Annotated in this window: 21 protein-coding genes; 12 read left to right on the top strand and 9 right to left on the bottom strand. The window is 50.8% G+C overall.

Annotated features, from left to right (window positions below; translation table 11 throughout):
• Positions 1–4: 4 nt before the first annotated feature.
• From hisF to hisG, 7 genes are read right to left on the bottom strand one after another with little or no spacing between them, the layout of a single operon-like run.
• Positions 5–778 (bottom strand): imidazole glycerol phosphate synthase subunit HisF, encoded by a 774-nt coding sequence (gene hisF, locus NV375_RS04170; protein ID WP_258807090.1) that lies wholly within the window; start codon positions 776–778, stop codon positions 5–7.
• Positions 760–1,497 (bottom strand): 1-(5-phosphoribosyl)-5-[(5-phosphoribosylamino)methylideneamino]imidazole-4-carboxamide isomerase, encoded by a 738-nt coding sequence (hisA, locus tag NV375_RS04165; RefSeq protein WP_258807089.1) that lies wholly within the window; start codon positions 1,495–1,497, stop codon positions 760–762. The genes hisF and hisA overlap by 19 nt, the downstream gene beginning before the upstream one ends.
• Positions 1,478–2,086, bottom strand: coding sequence for an imidazole glycerol phosphate synthase subunit HisH (gene hisH / locus NV375_RS04160; RefSeq protein WP_258807088.1), 609 nt, complete (start codon positions 2,084–2,086; stop codon positions 1,478–1,480). The genes hisA and hisH overlap by 20 nt, the downstream gene beginning before the upstream one ends.
• Positions 2,083–3,159: a bifunctional histidinol-phosphatase/imidazoleglycerol-phosphate dehydratase HisB gene (gene hisB / locus NV375_RS04155; protein ID WP_258807087.1), complete on the bottom strand. Its 1,077-nt coding sequence runs from the start codon at positions 3,157–3,159 to the stop codon at positions 2,083–2,085. The genes hisH and hisB overlap by 4 nt, the downstream gene beginning before the upstream one ends.
• Positions 3,156–4,256 (bottom strand): histidinol-phosphate transaminase, encoded by a 1,101-nt coding sequence (hisC, locus tag NV375_RS04150; protein WP_258807086.1) that lies wholly within the window; start codon positions 4,254–4,256, stop codon positions 3,156–3,158. The genes hisB and hisC overlap by 4 nt, the downstream gene beginning before the upstream one ends.
• Positions 4,253–5,581 carry a histidinol dehydrogenase gene (gene hisD, locus NV375_RS04145; RefSeq protein ID WP_258807945.1) on the bottom strand — a complete coding sequence of 443 codons (1,329 nt, stop codon included), beginning with the start codon at positions 5,579–5,581 and terminating at the stop codon, positions 4,253–4,255. The genes hisC and hisD overlap by 4 nt, the downstream gene beginning before the upstream one ends.
• A 5-nt stretch (positions 5,582–5,586) precedes the next feature.
• Positions 5,587–6,495, bottom strand: a complete 909-nt coding sequence (gene hisG / locus NV375_RS04140) for an ATP phosphoribosyltransferase (protein ID WP_258807085.1) — start codon at positions 6,493–6,495, stop codon at positions 5,587–5,589.
• 366 nt (positions 6,496–6,861) lie between these two features.
• Here hisG and NV375_RS04135 point away from each other — a divergent pair, with 366 nt between their 5' ends.
• The 10 genes from NV375_RS04135 (at position 6,862) to NV375_RS04090 (ending at position 16,277) form a co-directional block, all read left to right on the top strand.
• Positions 6,862–8,796: an ATP-dependent DNA helicase gene (locus tag NV375_RS04135; RefSeq protein WP_258807084.1), complete on the top strand. Its 1,935-nt coding sequence runs from the start codon at positions 6,862–6,864 to the stop codon at positions 8,794–8,796.
• Positions 8,793–9,512, top strand: coding sequence for a tRNA (adenosine(37)-N6)-threonylcarbamoyltransferase complex dimerization subunit type 1 TsaB (tsaB, locus tag NV375_RS04130; protein ID WP_258807083.1), 720 nt, complete (start codon positions 8,793–8,795; stop codon positions 9,510–9,512). The genes NV375_RS04135 and tsaB overlap by 4 nt, the downstream gene beginning before the upstream one ends.
• 14 nt (positions 9,513–9,526) lie before the next feature.
• Positions 9,527–10,093, top strand: coding sequence for a Slp family lipoprotein (locus tag NV375_RS04125; RefSeq protein WP_258807082.1), 567 nt, complete (start codon positions 9,527–9,529; stop codon positions 10,091–10,093).
• Between the two features lie 2 nt (positions 10,094–10,095).
• Positions 10,096–11,001 (top strand): alpha/beta fold hydrolase, encoded by a 906-nt coding sequence (locus NV375_RS04120; protein WP_258807081.1) that lies wholly within the window; start codon positions 10,096–10,098, stop codon positions 10,999–11,001.
• 61 nt (positions 11,002–11,062) lie between these two features.
• Positions 11,063–12,757, top strand: coding sequence for a long-chain-fatty-acid--CoA ligase FadD (gene fadD, locus NV375_RS04115; protein WP_258807080.1), 1,695 nt, complete (start codon positions 11,063–11,065; stop codon positions 12,755–12,757).
• Positions 12,754–13,911 carry a ribonuclease D gene (gene rnd / locus NV375_RS04110; protein ID WP_258807079.1) on the top strand — a complete coding sequence of 386 codons (1,158 nt, stop codon included), beginning with the start codon at positions 12,754–12,756 and terminating at the stop codon, positions 13,909–13,911. Before fadD ends, rnd begins: the two co-directional genes overlap by 4 nt.
• Positions 13,912–13,914: 3 nt before the next feature.
• Positions 13,915–14,178: a YcgL domain-containing protein gene (locus NV375_RS04105; protein ID WP_126770787.1), complete on the top strand. Its 264-nt coding sequence runs from the start codon at positions 13,915–13,917 to the stop codon at positions 14,176–14,178.
• A complete protein-coding gene (locus NV375_RS04100; RefSeq protein ID WP_258807078.1) occupies positions 14,175–15,158 on the top strand; it encodes a lytic transglycosylase domain-containing protein in 984 nt (327 codons plus the stop codon). Before NV375_RS04105 ends, NV375_RS04100 begins: the two co-directional genes overlap by 4 nt.
• An 11-nt stretch (positions 15,159–15,169) precedes the next feature.
• Positions 15,170–15,823 carry a fumarylacetoacetate hydrolase family protein gene (locus NV375_RS04095; RefSeq protein ID WP_258807077.1) on the top strand — a complete coding sequence of 218 codons (654 nt, stop codon included), beginning with the start codon at positions 15,170–15,172 and terminating at the stop codon, positions 15,821–15,823.
• Positions 15,816–16,277 (top strand): YcgN family cysteine cluster protein, encoded by a 462-nt coding sequence (locus NV375_RS04090; RefSeq protein WP_258807076.1) that lies wholly within the window; start codon positions 15,816–15,818, stop codon positions 16,275–16,277. Before NV375_RS04095 ends, NV375_RS04090 begins: the two co-directional genes overlap by 8 nt.
• On the opposite strand, the gene dsbB is transcribed toward NV375_RS04090, so the two are convergent.
• A complete protein-coding gene (gene dsbB / locus NV375_RS04085) occupies positions 16,274–16,792 on the bottom strand; it encodes a disulfide bond formation protein DsbB (RefSeq protein WP_258807075.1) in 519 nt (172 codons plus the stop codon). The two genes, NV375_RS04090 and dsbB, sit on opposite strands and share 4 nt — an antisense overlap.
• A gap of 166 nt (positions 16,793–16,958) precedes the next feature.
• Here dsbB and fadR point away from each other — a divergent pair, with 166 nt between their 5' ends.
• Positions 16,959–17,669 (top strand): fatty acid metabolism transcriptional regulator FadR, encoded by a 711-nt coding sequence (gene fadR, locus NV375_RS04080; RefSeq protein WP_258807074.1) that lies wholly within the window; start codon positions 16,959–16,961, stop codon positions 17,667–17,669.
• 70 nt (positions 17,670–17,739) lie between these two features.
• Here fadR and sodB read toward each other — a convergent pair whose 3' ends face one another.
• Entirely contained in the window at positions 17,740–18,321 is a 582-nt protein-coding gene (gene sodB, locus NV375_RS04075; protein WP_258807073.1) for a superoxide dismutase [Fe], read from the bottom strand.
• 264 nt (positions 18,322–18,585) lie between these two features.
• Between sodB and NV375_RS04070 the strand changes: the two genes are divergently transcribed.
• Entirely contained in the window at positions 18,586–18,927 is a 342-nt protein-coding gene (locus tag NV375_RS04070) for a Grx4 family monothiol glutaredoxin (RefSeq protein ID WP_258807072.1), read from the top strand.
• Positions 18,928–18,938: the final 11 nt, after the last annotated feature.

Here is an 18,938-nt window from a genome sequence, read left to right as displayed (position 1 = left end):
CTCGTTAGTACCGCATCGGAATGCCGTCCGCTTGCAATTGCTGCTTCAAATCGGCAATGACCACCGTGTTTTTGTGGAACACTGATGCTGCCAAGGCGCCATCAACGTTCGCTTGTTCAAAAACGTGCTGAAAGTGATCAGCGTTACCGGCACCACCTGAAGCAATCAGAGGGACTGGGCAGATCGCTCGCATGGTTTGCAATTGGGCAATGTCATAGCCTTTGCGAACACCATCTTGGTTCATACAATTCAGGACAATTTCGCCGGCGCCGCGAGCGACAACCTCTTTAAGCCATTCAGCTGTTTGCCAGCGGGTTCGCTGACTTTTGCTCTCGTCGCCGGTGAATTGATAGACCAAATAACGGCCGCTTTCAGCGTCGAAAAAGCTATCGATACCGATGACAATACACTGTTGACCAAACTCGTCAACAAGGCGATTGATCAGCTCTGGATCACGGAGTGCCGGCGAGTTTACCGATATTTTATCGGCACCCATCGCTAACAATTCGCGGGCTTGGTCAATCGAACTGATGCCACCGGCAACGGTGAAGGGAATATCAATGCGCCGGGCAATACGCTCGACCCATGACTTATCCACCACACGGGCATCCGACGAGGCCGTAATATCGTAGAAGACCAACTCATCGGCTCCCGCTTGGGTGTACCGCTCGGCGAGCGGTTCAATGTCGCCGATAATCTCATGGTTACGAAATTGCACGCCTTTGACGACTTGCCCATCACGAACATCAAGGCATGGGATTATGCGTTTGGCCAGCATGCGAAGGCCTCCTGTAGGGTGAACTTTCCGGTCAGCAATGCCTTACCTAAAATGGCGCTGTCGCAGCCGAAGGCGCGCAATTGCCGTAAGTCTTCGAGTTCTGCGGCGCCGCCTGAGGCTTGTATGACGAGTTGCGGGTAGCGCGTTTTTAGACCTTGATAGAGACCGAGGTTGTAACCACCTAGCATGCCGTCTTTGGCGATGTCAGTGCACAAAACGTGACGCAATCCGTAGGGTAAAAAGCGTTCGATGGCTTGTTCTAACGTGAGATCTGAGGTTTCTTGCCAACCGTGAGTGGCTACGTATGCGTTACCATCTTCAGCAATACTGACATCAAGTGACAACACGATGGCATCACTTCCGAACTCTTCGAGCCATGCGGCAACTAATTCCGATTGTTTTACTGCTAACGAGCCGATGACCACGCGTTGAATGCCACAGGCAAACAGTTGCTCAAGATCTTCGCGCTGACGAATACCGCCACCAACTTGTAGCTTCATCGGCAGTTCGGTCGCCAGACGCTGTAAGGTGGTTACTTGGCGTTGCGCTGGATCACGAGCGCCGTCCAAGTCCACTACGTGCAACCATTCAGCGCCGGCCTTGGCGTAGTCTTGGGCGATGGGCAAAGGATCGCTAGCAAAGGTCGTTTGGCGGGCAAAGTCGCCTTGCTGCAAACGCACAACTTCGCCTTTGATGAGATCAAGTGCGGGTATCAGCATCACTTAACTCCATAAAATTTTTCAAAATTTGCGCACCTACTGCACCTGAGCGTTCAGGGTGGAATTGCGCACCAAAATAGTTGCCGGCCCGAATCATCGAAGCGAATTGTTGGCCGTAATCCGTACTCGCAATAGTGTTCTCATCAATCGCTACCGCGTAGCTATGCACGAAGTAGCAGTAGGCAGGTGCCGAGAGGTCTTTTAACAAAGGGTTTGTACCGACTTCACTGACGGTATTCCAGCCCATGTGCGGCAGAGGTTGTCCGCTGTTTTCAAGGGCCACCGTACGTGCTGGGATTAAGCCTAAACAATCAACATTACCTTCGGCAGACCATTGCGTCATTAGTTGCATACCTAAACATATACCAAGAACCGGTTGTTCTAATTCACGCAACGTGTTGACCAAATCTAATGCCTGCAAATTGCGCATCGCCGCTTTGGCGGTACCAACGCCGGGTAAAACGACACGCTCAGCGCTGCGAATGCGCTCTGGGTCAGCACTAATAAGCGGTTTCACCCCCAAGCGCTCAAAGGCAAACTTAACGGATGACAGGTTGGCGCACGAGGTATCGACAATCACCAGACTCATGCCAGCATCCCCTTGCTCGATGGTAGGGCTCCATCCCCTGTGCGGGCGACGGCCTGACGTAAGGCCCGGCCAAACACCTTAAACAAGCTTTCAACTTGGTGATGGCTATTCCCCTCAGTGGTACTGACGTGGAGCGACACCGCCATGGCATCGGCAATCGAGCGGAAAAAGTGTTCGACCATTTCGGTAGAAAGCTCTCCCACTTGTGGGCGGCTGAAATCCGCCGAAAATTGCAAGTAAGGACGCCCTGACAGGTCAATCAAACATTCCGCACGACACTCGTCCATCGGCAGCGCAAAGCCAAAGCGGCCGATACCGCGCTTGTCGCCTAAGGCTTGGCGCAAAGCTTGGCCGAGGGCGAGGGCGGTGTCTTCTACCGTGTGGTGTTCGTCGATGTGCAAGTCACCTTGCACTTGAATTTGCATGGCGATGCCCGCGTGCGTTGCGATTTGCTCCAGCATGTGATCAAAGAAGCCAACGCCTGTACTGATTGCGATGGGGCCTTGGGCATCAAGATCGACGTCGATCTGAATCGCCGTCTCTTTGGTGGTACGGTTGACGCTAGCAGTACGTGGTTGATCGAGCAATTGGTGTTGAATCGCTTGCCAGTTCAACTGCTCTCGATCGTAGCGTAAGCCACGTATGCCCATATTTTCGGCCAGTTGACTATCGGTGTCACGATCGCCAATGACGTAAGAATCGGTGAAGTCGATTTTGCCTTGCTGCAGGTAGTCTTTGACGAGGCCTAAATGAGGCTTGCGGCAACTGCAGTTGTCTTCTGGAAAGTGCGGGCAAATCAGCACATCGTCGAATTGAATGCCTTGTGAGCTAAAAACCGCCATCATGAGTTCATGCGGGGCGTCAAAGTCGGCCTGCGGAAAACTGTCGGTGCCCAAGCCATCTTGGTTCGACACCATCACCAAGCGATAGCCTGCGCTTTGCAACGCTAACAGCGCAGGGATGACTTGCGGCTCAAACACGAGCTTACTAACACTGTCGAGCTGTTTGTCTACCGGTGGCTCTTCGACAAGGGTGCCATCACGGTCGATAAATAAAATACGTTGTGCACTCATGCGGGGAGTACCTCCAATAAGCGGTCCATTTCGGCAGCGTTACCGATACTAATACGAATACATTGGCCAAGGCCACGTTGGCTCGATTGATTACGGATCAACACGCCAGCTTGCTGACACTGTGAAACCAAAGCTGCAGCATCGGGCACATTCACCAAGACGAAGTTCGTCACACTCGGCCAAATGGAGTTGGCCCAGCTGCGCTTTTGCAATTCAGCGAGCAGTCGTTCTCGTTGCGCAAGGGTTTGCTCCAACTGAGCGTTCATTTGCGCGATTGCAGGAGCGCTCAAGGCTGTGGTTGCGCCCGCAATCGTGGGTTCAGGTAGCGGGTAGGGCGCAATGACTTTACGCAAAATGTCGATAAGTTCCGGTTGTGCAAGTGCAAAACCACAACGCAGCGCCGCCAACCCGAAAGCTTTGGACAGGGTACGCAAAACGACCAGTTGCGGGTACTTGGCAAGCAAGTCGGCAACTTGGCGTTGCGCAGAGTCTTCGGCAACAAACTCAATATAGGCTTGGTCGAGCACCACTAGAGCGTCTTCACCGACGTGTTGCAGTAGCTGCTCAATACGTGCAGCGTCAACCTCATTGCCAAGCGGATTTGATGGACTGCAGACAAAAATGAGCTTCACTCGGCTGGCGCTGGTGTCTCGCACGCGAGCGACCATGGTCTCGACATCGAGCTGTAGACTGCCGTCATCAGCTTTTTGCAACGGGCAGTCGACCACATCAGCACCGTGCGTTGCCGCACTAATGGCATACATGCCATACGTAGGCGTCGTCATCATCACCGCATCTTCACGGGGTTCGCAGAAACTGCGAATCAGTAGCTCAATCGCCTCGTCACTACCACGGCAGCTTAAGACGTGCTCTACAGCGACCCCCGCATAATCGGCATAGGCCTGATTCAATGCTGTACTTTGAAAGCTCGGATAACGATTCCAGCTTTGTTGCTCCGCAAAGGCCGGCGTCTGTGGTGCTTCGTTCGCGTTCAACCATACTGAACCACCGCTCATGCTGCGCCTCGCCGATTGATAAGGCGTGATCTCGGCTAAGTGTGGACGCTGTAATTGGGTAATAAAGCTCGTGTTGCTCATGAGTTCGACTCCTGCAAACGCACGGTGACCGCGCGGGCGTGAGCATCTAAGCCCTCGGCCTCAGCTAGCGCAACAATTGCATCCGCAAGGCCTGCTAGGCCCTCACGCGTGGCTTTCTGACTAGTGTAGCGGCGGTAGAAGTCGAGTAAGCCGAGACTGCTGACGGTGTCAGCAAAACCGTACGTGGGTAACACGTGATTGGTACCTGTGGCGTAGTCGCCGCCTGACTCAGGGGTAAAGGCGCCAATAAACAATGAGCCGACGTTGGTAAGCTGCTCGGCAAGCTGCTCGGCATTCTCCGTTTGCACTGACAAGTGTTCAGGCGCGTAGCTTTGACTAATACTGACTGCTTCAGCAAGGTCGCGCACCTGGATCAGCGCGCTGTTGGCAAGCGCTTGCGCCGCAGTTGAAGCGCGTGAAAGCTGTGCAAGTTGCTGTTCCAATTGTTGCTGCACAGCGGCTAACTGGGTGTCTGAATCGGTCAGCAGCAGTACTTGAGAATCGGCACCGTGCTCAGCTTGTGACAGTAAATCAGCAGCAACGTAAGCCGGGTTCGCCCCGCTGTCCGCAATCACCATCAATTCTGATGGTCCTGCAGGCATATCAATGGCGGCACCGGCAGGATCTTGCGACACAGCTTGCTTGGCTGCCGTGACAAAGCTATTGCCCGGACCAAAGATCTTGTTCACCTTAGCGATACTTTCAGTACCGTAAGCCAGTGCAGCGATCGCTTGCGCGCCACCACAGCGGTAAATCTCGGTAATACCACACTTTTGCGCAGCATAGAGCAGGGCTGGGGCTAGCTCGCCTTGTTGGTTTGGCGGACTTACTAAAACCACGCGCGGGCAACCTGCCAGCTGCGCAGGAACGCCAAGCATTAGCGCGGTCGAAGGCAACACCGCTGTGCCGCCTGGGATGTACAAACCAACAGCGTTCATCGGCGTGTAACGCAATTCACACTCGATACCTGGAGCCGTCTCTAAACGAATGTTTTGCGGCTGCTGGGCAGCGTGAAATTTGCGGATGGTGCCGTAGGCGGTGTCGATAGCCGCTTTAGTCCGCGCATCGAGCTTGGCAACTTGGGCAGCAATGCGTTCACTTGGATAACGCAATGTGGTCACGTCGGCACAATCAAATTGTTGGGTGTAACGCACGACAGCCGCGTCTCCTTCACTGCGCACTGCCGCAATGATGGCATCGACGGTGGCCTTCAGCTCGCTCGAAACGCGCTGCGTAGGGCGCTGCAACAAGGCTTCGCGTGCATTCGCGTCCAGCGCGGCCCAATTGAAGCACCGTTGAGTTAAACAAAGCTCGGTGGCAGACATGCTCATTACCCCATCATTTTTTCGATTGGCAACACAAGGATTGAGCTACACCCAATCGCTTTCAGTTCTTCCATGGTTTCCCAGAACAGCGTTTCAGTACTGACCACGTGTACGGCCACCAGCTCATCGGTATGGCTCAGTGGCAAAATCGTTGGGTCTTCAGCACCGGGTAATAATGCCGAGACTTGCTCAAGCGCTTTGCGCGGCGCGTGTAGCATTATGTACTTGCTCTCGCGAGCTTTTTGTACACCGTCTAAGCGCGGCAACAACTGATCCACCATGGCTTGCTTGTCGGCGTTCAAAGGCTCCGGTCGTTGAATCAACTGTGCTTGACTGGTAAAGATGACATCTTTTTCGACTAAGCCGTTGGCTTCAAGGGTCGCTCCGGTTGAAACGAGATCGCAAATGGCGTCGGCAAGCCCCACACGCGGCGCGACTTCTACGCTACCCGTAAGTATAGCGGTGGAGGCATTGACGCCTTGCTTTTTCAGATAGTCTTGCAGCAGGTAGGGGTACGTTGTGGCGATACGTTTGCCCGCTAGATCTTGCACACCTTGGTAGGCGTCTTCTTTGGGCACCGCTAGTGATAGGCGGCACTGGCCAAACTCGAGGGAGCGCAAGCGGGTAACTTTGGCCGGCAGCTCGGTAGCAACGCGCTCAAGGCGAACTTCCTCCAAAACATTTTCGCCAACCAGACCCAAGTCAACCACGCCATCCATGACCAAGCCCGGAATGTCATCATCGCGCACACGGAGCAAATCAATGGGTTGGTTGTTGCTGTGCGCAAGCAAACGCGACTCGTGTAGTGTGAATTTTACGCCACAGGCTTCGAGTAACTTAATCGACTCTTTGCTCAGTCGGCCTGACTTTTGAATCGCAATAGTTAAGCGTTTTGAGTTGGTATCTACAACCATGAATAAATCTCCTATAAAAAAACCCCGAAAGGTTGCCTTTCGGGGTTTCAATGTGATGAAGGCAACCACCAACGTGTTAGCCTTCCGCGTATACAACGAGGCTAACTCAAATGTCCGAAATGATGGTGGTGCCAAGTTGTATAACGCATAAAATGTTCCTACTTCGTCTACATGACTCAATGTTGATAAGGATTGTATAGATTTATAAAAAGCCTTTCAACATTGGTTTTGCTGGTTTTTGTGATTTCTTGTATGGCAAGTTGTATAACTTTGCTACCATCATTTTTAGCCATCGCTGCATAGCCATTTTGACATGATTACGCTAACCTAGCGGCTAAAGTTCACCAGTGCCGTAGACACACCTTCATGACCCAGCAAGTAACCTCCTATTTTCAGCCCGATAGCGCCTTGGCGAAAGCCTTACCTGGTTTTGCGCCGCGCCCTGCGCAGACTGAGATGGCGGCAGCGATCGCCGCGACGTTGCGAAAGAAAGGGCAGTTGGTGGTCGAAGCAGAAACCGGTACCGGTAAAACGTACGCTTATTTAGTGCCGATTTTAAAGAGTTCGGGCCGCGCGATGATCTCGACCGGCACCAAAGCTTTACAAGAGCAGTTGTTCCACCGCGATTTGCCAGCGTTACGTGATGCTATCGCGCCGGACAAACAAGTTAGTCTATTGAAAGGGCGTAGCAACTACCTTTGTATTCATCGTCTTGAGCAGGCCCAAGCACAGGGCAATGACTTATCGTTGGCAGTGCAAAAACAGGTGATCGAAGTTAAGCGCTGGGCGTTACGCACTGAAGATGGCGATATCGGTGGCTTGAGTAGTTTGCCCGAAGACGCCGAAGTATTGCCGCAGGTTACGAGTACCGTTGATAATTGTTTAGGACGAGATTGTCCTAACTACGATGACTGCTATCTTGTGAAAGCGCGTAAGCGTGCTCTCGAAGCTGATATTGTGGTGGTGAATCACCACTTATTTTTTGCCGACATGGCACTTAAAGATGTCGGCTTCGGTGAACTCATTCCTCATGCTGACGCACTGGTATTTGATGAAGCACATCAACTTCCAGATATCGCGAGCCAGTACTTCGGTGAAGCTCTCGGCAGTCGTCAATTAAGTGAAATGGCGCAAGATGCGAAGACCATCTATCTGACCGAACTAAAGGATTTACGGCAGTTAGATAAAGCAGCGGACAAGCTGCTGGGGAGTTTACGTGATTGGCGTTTGGCATTCCCAATCGATCCGCAGCGTGGCAACTGGCGGCAACAATCTCAAGATGAAAAAATCCAAGCCGCGGCAGCGCAACTCACTGAGAATCTTGAATTCTTTCGCGAGGTGGTCAAAGGCGCGTTAGGTCGCAGCCAGGATCTCGATACACTGTATGAGCGTTGTGTGCAGTTCATACATATTTGGCAGTTGTTGCAGAACACCCAGCGTACTGGTTATAGCTTTTGGTTTGAAACAACGCCTAGACATGTGGTTTTGCATCAAACGCCACTGCAAGTTGCTGATAAGTTTGGTAGCTACGTGCGCGAGTCCGAAGCTGCGTGGATTTTTACGTCGGCGACGTTAGCGATTGGCGATGATTTCGGCCATTTTACCCGTTTATTGGGATTAGAAAGCGCCGACACTTTATGTTTACCGAGTCCGTTCGCATTTAGCGAACAAGGTATTTTGTGCGTACCGCGCTTTTTACCCCAGCCGCAGCAGCGTGAAATGCTGGATACATTAGTGCACATCACGACACAGGTACTCGATGCTAACCCGCGCGGTGGTACCTTTGTGTTGTTTACCAGCCATCGCATGTTGCAGTTGGTCGCACGACAACTTGAGAGTCTGACCGAGCGACCGCTGTTTGTACAGGGCACGACCAATAAACGAGAATTGCTGGCGGACTTCATTACGGCGGGCAATGGTGTACTGCTGGGCACCTCATCCTTTTGGGAAGGGGTTGATGTACGTGGCTCAGCTCTTACCTGTGTGATCATCGATAAATTGCCGTTTGGCGCGCCTGATGATCCCTTGTTGCAAGCTCGTATCGAAGATTGCCGCATGCGTGGAGCAGAGCCTTTTACTCAGGTACAATTACCGCCCGCGGTGATTGCGTTAAAACAAGGCGCAGGGCGTCTTATTCGTGACAGCGGTGATCGAGGAGTGCTGATCGTTTGTGACCAACGGTTAGTGACGAAACCCTATGGACAACTGTTTGTGGCGAGTTTACCACCGTTGCGTCGAACCCGTGACTTAGCGCAAGCATTGGATTTTTTGAAAGAAATTAACGGAGAAACTTCTGCATGAGTGCTGTCTTGCTGGCCATTGATACGGCAACTGAACAATGTTCGGTGGCTTTAAAAGTAGATGATCAGGTTTATCAACGTGCTGCGATTACCCCCCGCGAGCACTCGCAACGTGTGCTCGGTTTCGTTGAAGAAGTCATGGCAGAAGCTGGCATTACCTTCGCCGAAGTTGACGGTATTGTGTGTGGCTATGGGCCAGGTAGTTTTACTGGGGTTCGCATTGGTGTTGCGATATGCCAAGGCTTAGCTTTCAGTCACACTTTACCTGTCTATCCCGTCTCTACATTAGCAGCTTTAGCACAGCAAGCAGTACGCACGTATAATGCTGAACGAGTGCTTTGTGCGATTGATGCGCGAATGAATGAAGTCTACTTGGCAGCCTACTCAGTAGCAGCTAGCTTAGTGCAGGAACTCGTGCCACCGCAGATGGCTGCGTTAAGCTCGGTGACTGAACAAGCTTGGTGGACAACGGTGGCTGGCAGTGAACTTAGCGCACAGCAAAGTATCCAAGTTGTAGGAGCGGGTACCGGCTGGCAAGCTTATCGCGATGCGTTGAATCCGACGAATGAAATTCACGTATTCGATGATGTGACGTTGCCCTTAGCCGAAGACATGTTGACGTTGGCGGAGCAAACTCACGCAGTATCAGCAGAGCAACTCGAGCCTTTGTATGTGCGTAACGAAGTTACTTGGCAAAAGCTACCGGGGCGTAGCTAAAAGGAGTACGAACAATGTTGAAGTATTGGCTGGCAGCACTTACAGCGTTAACCCTGAGTGCATGTTCGGCAGTGCCCGATGAGTTAGCGGTCGCTGAAAATACCAATTTGGTGAAGTACAGTACAGCCTTGGAAAACCCTGAAGCAACGCAAGGTCAAACAGCGCGTTGGGGTGGAGTCATTGCCGAAGTTCGCAACAACAACCAAGGCACGATTATCGAAGTTGTTAATTATGCGCTTAATTCCTACGGGCGTCCGATTGCCGAGGATAGCAGTGATGGACGATTTCGAGCGTTTATTGACGGTTTTATTGACCCTATGGTGTATGAAAAAGGCCGCAGTGTAACCTTTACGGGCACCATCGGCGCACCAGTTGAAGATAAGATTGATGAATATCCTTACTTGTTTCCTACGCTTAATGTGAGTGGCAAGTATTTGTGGAAAGAGATTGATAAGAATACCGCTGAAGTTGACTATAGCTCGCTTTGGTATCGGCATTATTGGTACTCTCCGCCGTACCGTGTGTACTACCCAGTACCAGTGCGCTCGCAGCAGAAATCGGATAACGACGGAAGTAATTAAGGATGACAGCACTTTTTTCACAGGCTCGGCACTCTGCCGAGCCTGTTTCATTTCAGCTGGGCTGGGGGCAGGTTAAAGGCCTGCGATGGGGTGCCAGCGATGGTAAAGTTATTCTAGCTTTGCACGGTTGGCTTGATAATGCCCATAGCTTTTTGCCCATCGCTGAAACGTTTCTTGCGAGCGAGTTCGTCAGTGATTACCAACTGGTGGCATTGGATTGGCCTGGCCACGGTCATTCGGATCATCGGCCCGCAGGTAATTATTATCCTTTTCTCGATTATGTCTTTGATGCTGTCCAAATTTGTGAGCAGCAGCAGTGGCATCAGGTCGCGGTGCTAGCTCATTCGATGGGCGCTTTTGTTGGTAACTTATGGGCTGGGATAGAGCCAGAGCGCATTACACATTTAGTCAGCATCGAAGCCTTCGGTCTGCTAAGCAGTCCAGAAAGCGCAATTCTTGATGATATTCGGCAGGGTTTTCGCAGTCGCCTAAAGCAGCAAGGTAAACGCCGCCCGCATTACCCTGACATGGCTTCGGCTGTAGCGGCGCGAGCGCAGGCGGGCGACTTTTCTTTGGAGCTTGCCGAGGTGTTAGTCGAGCGTGGTATCGAACAACTTGCCGCCGACGACTTACGATTTCGGGCTGATGGGCAGTTGCGAACCAAATCGGTGATGCGCCTGACGCCTTTGCAAATTCGTACGATACTGAGTGATATAAGCTGCCCGTTTAGTTTGATACTGGGTGAGCATGGCCATAAGGACCGTTTACACATCGCTTTGGCTGAGTGGCGTCAAGCGGTACCGCAACTCAATGTGATTGAAGTTCCAGGCGGGCATCATGTACACATGGAGCAGCCGAAAGCGGTGTGGCGCTGTTTTACTACGTTATTGGCAGGCCAAAACGGCTAGTCTAAACTGGTCGGATATGCGATGATTGGCAAAAAATAGAATGAGTCAGGAGCACAAGCGCGTGGAAAAAATTTGGTTAAAACGCTATCCGGCAGGGGTCCCTGAAGAGATTGACCCGAATCATTTTAATTCGTTGGTCGACATTTTCGAGCAAAGTGTCAACGCCTATGGTGATCGTACTGCTTACGTGAACATGGATCATGAAATGTCCTTTCACGAGTTGGATGAACAGTCGAAAAGATTTGCTGCGTACCTACAGGCGAAAGGTTTGCAAAAAGGCGACGCCGTTGCTGTGATGATGCCGAATTTATTGCAGTACCCAGTGGCATTATTTGGCATTTTACGCGCTGGTATGGTGGTGGTGAATGTTAACCCTCTGTACACCCCCCGTGAGCTGAAACACCAGCTCAGCGATGCCAAGGTGAAAGGTATCGTTATCTTAGATAACTTTGCTCATACACTTGAGAAAGTGGTCGGTGACTTGAGCGATCTGAAACATATTATTCTCACCAGCATTGGCGATTTACTTCCAGCACCGAAGCGCTGGTTGGTCAATTTCGTGGTGAAGTATGTCAAGCGTATGGTGCCGAGTTACTCATTAAGCGGCACCGTGCAGTTTAACGACGCGCTGAGTAAAGGCAGCAAAGCAAAGTATGAACGCCCGACCATGTCTGGCGACGACTTAGCGTTCTTGCAATACACCGGTGGTACCACGGGTTTGGCGAAAGGCGCTATGCTTTCTCATCGTAATATGGTGGCTAACCTTGAACAGGTTTCAGCAGTTGTTGCGCCTTTGGTGAATGACGGTGAAGAAACCATCATCACTGCGTTGCCGCTGTATCACATCTTTGCCTTAACGGCGAACTGTCTCACCTTTATGAAGCACGGTGGTAAGAACATTCTGATTACCAACCCGCGCGATATGACTGGCTTCGTAAAAGAACTTGGTAAACACCCGTTTTCAATGATTTCCGGCGTGAATACATTGTTTAATGGTTTATTGAACACCCCTGGTTTTAAAGATCTTGATTTTTCGCACCTTAAGATCGCACTTGGTGGTGGTATGGCGGTGCAACGTTCGGTTGCAGAACATTGGGAACGTGTGACCAAATCGCGCTTGTTGGAAGGTTACGGATTAACCGAGTGCTCGCCGGTGGTTACCGTGAACCCAACGGATATCGAGCATTATAATGGCACCATTGGCGTGCCGTTACCGTCTACATTAGTGCGTGTGGTCGATGCCGACACCGGTGAAGAAGTAGCGCAAGGTGAAGTCGGTGAGCTACAGGTTAAAGGTCCACAAGTGATGGTGGGCTATTTAAATCGCCCTGATGAAACCGATAAAGTCATGAAAGACGGCTGGTTTATGACTGGCGATATCGGCAAAATGGACGAAAATGGCTTTTTCAAAATCGTCGATCGTAAGAAAGACATGATTTTGGTTTCTGGCTTTAACGTGTACCCGAATGAAATTGAAGACGTCATGGTGGATCACCCGAAAGTGCTGGAAGCAGCTGCAGTGGGCGTGCCTCATGACTCGTCTGGTGAAGCCGTGAAAGTTTTCATTGTACGCAAAGATGATTCGTTGACTGAGCGTGAGTTGATTGATTTTGCGCGCGAAAATATGACCGGTTACAAAGTCCCTAAGTTTGTCGAATTCCGTGACGAACTACCGAAAACGAATGTTGGTAAAATCTTGCGTCGTGAGCTACGTGACGAAGAAGAAGCCAAAGCTGGAGCGAGCAAAGACGCGTGAGTCAGTCGTACCAGTTAATTACGAAGCCTGATGACTTGCTGACCTTTTGTCAGCAAGCGCAGCGGGCTGACTTCCTTGCTGTTGATACGGAATTTGTGCGCACCCGCACCTATTATGCCAAGCTTGGTCTCGTGCAGGTGCAAGCGGACCGGTACATCGCGCTGATCGACCCTGTAGCCTTGCATGCTGATAGCAGTGAAGACGGTTTAGCGCCGTTGTGGCAACTCTTCGCAGACCCGCAGAAAACCCTTGTTATTCACGCCGGTGGCGAAGATTACGAGATCCTCAATTTGCACATGGGGTGCTTACCCAACGCCATTTTTGACACGCAAATTGCTTCAGCAATGCTCGGCGAGGGCGATGCACTTGGCTATGCCGCAATGATTGAACAACGCTTGGGTGTCGAGCTGGATAAATCGCAATCACGTACGGATTGGATGCAACGACCGTTGGCGCAAGAGCAACTCGACTACGCGGCAGCCGATGTATTGTATTTGTCAGAGGTTTATCCGCAATTATTGGCGCAAGCTGAGCAGCAACAAAAACTTGAACTGATTCTGCAAGAAAGTGCTTGGCAGGCCGAGAAACGCGCGCAACAGATCCCTGACACTTGGCTGTTTTTGTATTTTGGTAATGCCTGGCAGTGCAGCCCTGACCAACTGAGTGTCTTACGTGAACTTGTGGCCTGGCGCATTCAACGTGCTCGCAGTGCTGATTTACCGTTGGGTTTTATCGCCAAAGATCATGTTTTATTAGACATTGCGCGGCGCATGCCAAGCAGTAAAGGGCAGTTGCATAGCATTAAAGAGTTGTCGTCAGTGACGGTACGTTATGCCGGCGAGCAAATGCTAGAAGCCATTCGCCAAGGCCAAGAAAATGGCCCGTTACAACTCAAACTGCAGCGCATCAACGACATTCGTGGTTACAAAGTGCTGTTCAACAAAATCAAAGCGCTGGCGCAAGATGTCGCGCAAGAGCTTGATATTCCAGCAGCACTCGTCGCCTCACGTCGGCAGATCAATGATGTGCTGCATTGGTGTGTACATATTCCATCGCATGCACAACACGAATTACCGCTACCTGACTTGTTTGCAAGCTGGCGTGGAGCTAAGCTTAGAGCATCAATTGAAGCCCTGATTAAAGAGAGCGATTAACACATGTTGTGTGCCGTCTATCGCAGTCCGAAACGTGCGGACACCTATTTGTATTTGGCTCATCCGGCCGATTTTTCGTTGTTGCCCGACACGCTGGCAAAAAGTTTTGGCGAGCCACAACATGTGATGACGATTGCGCTTAAAGCTGATCGTAAGCTTGCCCGACTGAGCGTTGACGAGCTGAAGCAACACCTCGATGATCCAGGCTTTTACCTACAGATTCCACCCCCGCCAGAAAATTTACTAAAAAAGGAGTTGGCAAAATGAAGAAGCTCATCAGTTTAGTGGTCCTCGTTACGGCCTTTGTGGTCGCGCCTAAAGCTGTCTTGGCGGCCGATGAAGCCGGTTTTGCTGACTACGTACAAAAGATCAAAGCCGAAGCGATTGAAAAGGGCTATAGCGAAGCAACGCTCGAGAAAGCTTTTGCGAATGCAAAATTCTACGAGCGTTCAGTAAGTGCAGATAAAAATCAGCCCGAGTTTAAGCTTACGCTCGACACCTATTTACCGCGCGCAGTACCGGAGTGGAAGGCTGAACAAGCGGTAGAAAAATACAATGAACACAAAGAGCTACTTGAAGAAGTGGGAGCCAAATATGGTGTTCAGCCGCGCTTTATCGTTGCACTGTGGGGGATCGAGACAAACTTCGGTGGTTACACTGGTGGTTTCGACGTTGTGTCGGCGTTAACCACGATGGCTTATGAAGGCCGTCGCGAAGAGTTTTTCAAAAACCAATTATGGCAAGCTTTGACCATTATCGAAGAAGGCCATATCGATGTTGAACAGATGCAAGGTTCATGGGCCGGTGCGATGGGCCAAACCCAGTTTATGCCAAGCTCTTTCATGGCGTATGCCGTTGATTACGACGGCGACGGACGTAAAGACATTTGGAATTCGATGGGTGATGTTTTTGCCTCGGCGGCGAATTACCTGAAGAATGCGGGCTGGCGCGATGACGTCACTTGGGGCCGTCAGGTGCAATTGCCGGAAGATTTTGATGTGTCGATGGCAGAACTTAAGAACAAAAAAACGCTCGCCGAGTGGCAAGCGCTAGGCGTGCGTAAACTAGATGGTACTGATTTGCCAACGCGAGCGGACATTGAAGCTGCGGTAGTTATTCCTGACGACAAAGAAGGCCGTGTGTACCTCGCTTACGCAAATTATGATGCCTTGATGCGTTGGAATCGGTCACATTATTTTGTCGCTGCGGTCGGCTATTTATCTGACCGTATCCGTTTTCCGCGTTAATCTTGCCTTTTATGGCATCACGTCCCTCGAAAATCGTCTGTGTGGGCCGCAACTATGCGGCTCACGCAGCAGAACTGAATAACCCTATCCCTAGCGAACCGTTATTATTTATCAAGCCACCGAGCAGTTGGGCGGAGCTCCCGACGGTGCGGATCCCAACACAACAAGGTGCCTGTCACCATGAACTTGAGATAGCCGTGCGCATTGCCAAGCCACTGCATCGGGTGAGTGTTGCAGAGGCGAGTGCTGCGATTGACGCAACAACCTTAGCGCTCGATTTAACCCTGCGCGATGTGCAGGATAAACTCAAACAGCAGGGGCATCCCTGGGAACGCGCCAAAGCCTTCGACGGCGCTTGCGTAGTGGCGCCTTGGATTGAGTTAACCAACGCCGGTGTGAACCTCAAACACGTGCAGGAAAGCAGTTTTGTGCTGACCCGAAATGGTGTTGTGCAGCAACAAGGTGATGCGCAGCAAATGCTAATGCCGATTGCCGAATTAGTCGCGCATATAAGTCATGTATTCACACTTGAAACTGGCGATGTGGTGCTCACTGGCACCCCGGCAGGGGTGGGACCCTTGCAGCCAGATGACGAGCTCGCGTTAAGTTGGCAACTGGGGGAGCAATCCTTGCGCTGGTCAGGACAGGTCATTGCCAATGACTAAAGCACCGTTTTGGGAGCGAAAAAGTTTTGAGGAAATGAGCCACGATGAGTGGGAGTCACTCTGTGATGGTTGTGGCAAATGCTGCTTACACAAGCTGATTGATGCCGATGATGCCGCCGAAACCGTGCACTACACCGATGTTAGCTGTGTCTTACTCGATACCGAAACTGCACGCTGTAGTAACTATGCCGAGCGCACTAAGCATGTGCCTGATTGTGTGGTGATCACTCCGGAAAATGTGCATGACCTCAGTTATATGCCGCCGTCGTGCGCTTATCGACGCTTGGCCGAGGGGCGTGGCTTAGCAAGTTGGCACCCGTTGTTGAACGATGGCTCACAGCTGGCGATGGTTGCGGCCGGTATTAGCGCAGCACAGTGTGTGCAAAACGAAGACGAGGTCCATGAGGACCTCGAGTTGCGTATCGTTACTTGGCCGTTAAACGACCGCGATTAAATAGAGCGTAATTTCAGTAAGCGGCTGAATAGAACCACGATACCGACGCCAGCATAGCTAGCAAAAATAATTCGCATCCACTCAGGCATACTCAAGCCAGCAAACTGCCAATTAATGTCGCCACACAAACCGGTGGCGCTGAAGACTTCTGGGAACCAGCGATGCAGAGCGAACCACTTAGGGAAGTTAGGGAAGGTATCACAGACCGCGAAAAAGGCATTTGCCGACTGTTGTGTCATTACATGTTCGTTGGCAATCAAAAAGCCCCATATTGCTGCGGTTAACCAACCGGCAAAGCCTACCAAGCGCACCAGCCCTAGCTTTGGCGCAATCAGTGGTAATAACGCCGCAACGCCAATCATAAGAATTGCGAAGCGTTGGTAAATACATTTCACACATGGCTCAAGACCCATGCCATACTGCATGTAGAGCGCAGTACCAAAGAGGCCAAAAGCGGTAGCGGCAAGCAACGCCCAAGCGATGCGTTGTTCAGGAAGTTTTGCTAGAAAGCGCATGGTTTATCTCGTTTGTATTTTATGCGTTAAACAATAGGTTGCGTCAAAATAGCTAAGCTGCACACAGAAGTCGATAGATTTCTGTAAACCTAGTGCGACAAAACTTGTCCGACCATTGGAAAGCCTGATAAAATCAGGCGCTATTATCAAGCAAATAGGCGAGTTAATGATCATCAAGGCACAGAGCCCCGCGGGGTTCGCAGAAGAGTATATCGTCAAATCGATCTGGAATGGGCATTTCGCTCCCGGCACGATTTTGCCCGCTGAACGTGAATTATCAGAGCTTATCGGCGTTACCCGAACGACCTTGCGAGAAGTCTTGCAACGTTTGGCACGCGACGGGTGGCTGACCATCCAGCATGGCAAGCCAACGCGCGTAAATAACTTTTGGGAAACGTCTGGTCTTAATATTCTGGAAACCCTTGCACGCCTTGATGAAGACGGTATGCCGCAGTTGGTAGATCAACTGTTATCAGCGCGCACCAATATCAGTGCAATTTATATTCGTGGAGCAGTACGTAACGCACCTGACTGTGTGGCGGAGTTACTCGAACAGGCTGAAGGTTTAGAAGATACCGCGGACGCTTTTGCCGAATATGATTACCAACTTAACCACGATCTCGCCATGGCATCGGGCAACCCAATTTACGTGCTGGTGCTCAATGGCTTTAAGGGCTTGTACTCGCGGATTGGTAACTTCTATTTCTCAAATCCTGAAGCACGTAAGCTGGCGCGTAAGTATTACGCCGATTTGAAAGCTGTTGCGACCGAAGAAAAGCGTGATGAAGCGGCGATGCTCGTGCGTGACTATGGTTATGCTTCGGGCCGTATTTGGCACAGTATGCGCGGTGATATTCCAGCGAACCTTATTGAATAAAGCTTAAAGCCTGAACAATACAAAAAAAGCCTCGCAGAAGCGAGGCTTTTTTAATTCTAGGGTATTGGAATTAAGCGAAGTTTTTCGCTACAAAATCCCAGTTCACCAAGTTCCAGAATGCGTTCAAGTAATTTGGACGTGCATTGCGGTAGTCGATGTAGTAAGCGTGTTCCCAGACATCTACCGTCATGATTGGCGTTACTGACTCGTCCGTAAGCGGAGTTTCAGCGTTGCTGGTGTTCACGATGGCAACTGAACCGTCAGCTTTTTTCACCAACCACGTCCAACCTGAGCCGAAGTTACCGGCTGCTTGTGCGTTGAACTCTTCTTTGAATTTGTCGAATGAACCGAACGCCGCGTTGATTGCGTCAGCCAGCGCACCAGTTGGCTCGCCGCCGCCATTTGGGCTTAAGCAGTGCCAGTAGAACGTGTGGTTCCAAACTTGCGCAGCGTTGTTGAATACGCCACCTGAAGACGACTTAATGATGTCTTCCAGCGACTTGCTTTCCATGTCGGTGCCTTTCACAGCATCGTTAAGCTTGGTAACGTAAGCGTTGTGGTGCTTGCCGTAATGGTACTCAAGCGTCTCTGCAGAAATGTGCGGTTCTAATGCATTTTTTTCGTAGGGTAATGCTGGTAGTTCGAATGCCATGTCTAGACTCTCCATTCGTTGTTCTTGTGAATTTGTTGAATTCGTTTTCATTTTACCATTGAAAACGAATCTTGCAGACTCAATATACTCAGATTGAGGCAGAAAAGATTATTTCAAGGGTAGTAGGCAATTATTTAATTGTCATTACACCAGCCGATTGGCGGCGTGATGTACTGCATTTGCGTTGCTGGCTATGTTAAACTTGCTGTCTTGAAATTCATAACTCGCATTGCCGAGAATGCCTATTGAAGTGAGGATGAAAGCATGGAAACTGTAGAGAAAATTAAGCAGCAGATCGCTGAAAACCCGATTCTGTTGTACATGAAAGGCTCACCTAAATTACCAAGCTGTGGTTTTTCATCACAAGCTTCGCAGGCTTTGATGAGCTGTGGTCAGGCCTTTGCCTACGTCGACATTCTACAGAATCCGGACATTCGTGCAGAACTGCCAAACTACGCTGACTGGCCAACTTTCCCACAATTGTGGGTAGAGGGTGAGCTTATTGGTGGTTGTGATATCATTCTGGAAATGTTCCAGAAAGGCGAACTGCAAGAACTGATTAACGAAGTTGCAGAGCGTCATCCTGCACCTTCTGAAGATGAATAGTTTTGAGTTAG

Source organism: Pseudidiomarina sp. CB1, assembly GCF_024752025.1.
GTDB lineage: Bacteria > Pseudomonadota > Gammaproteobacteria > Enterobacterales > Alteromonadaceae > Pseudidiomarina.
The sequence above is the reverse complement of the archived record's forward strand: the minus strand, read 5'-3'. Positions and strand labels throughout refer to the sequence as shown.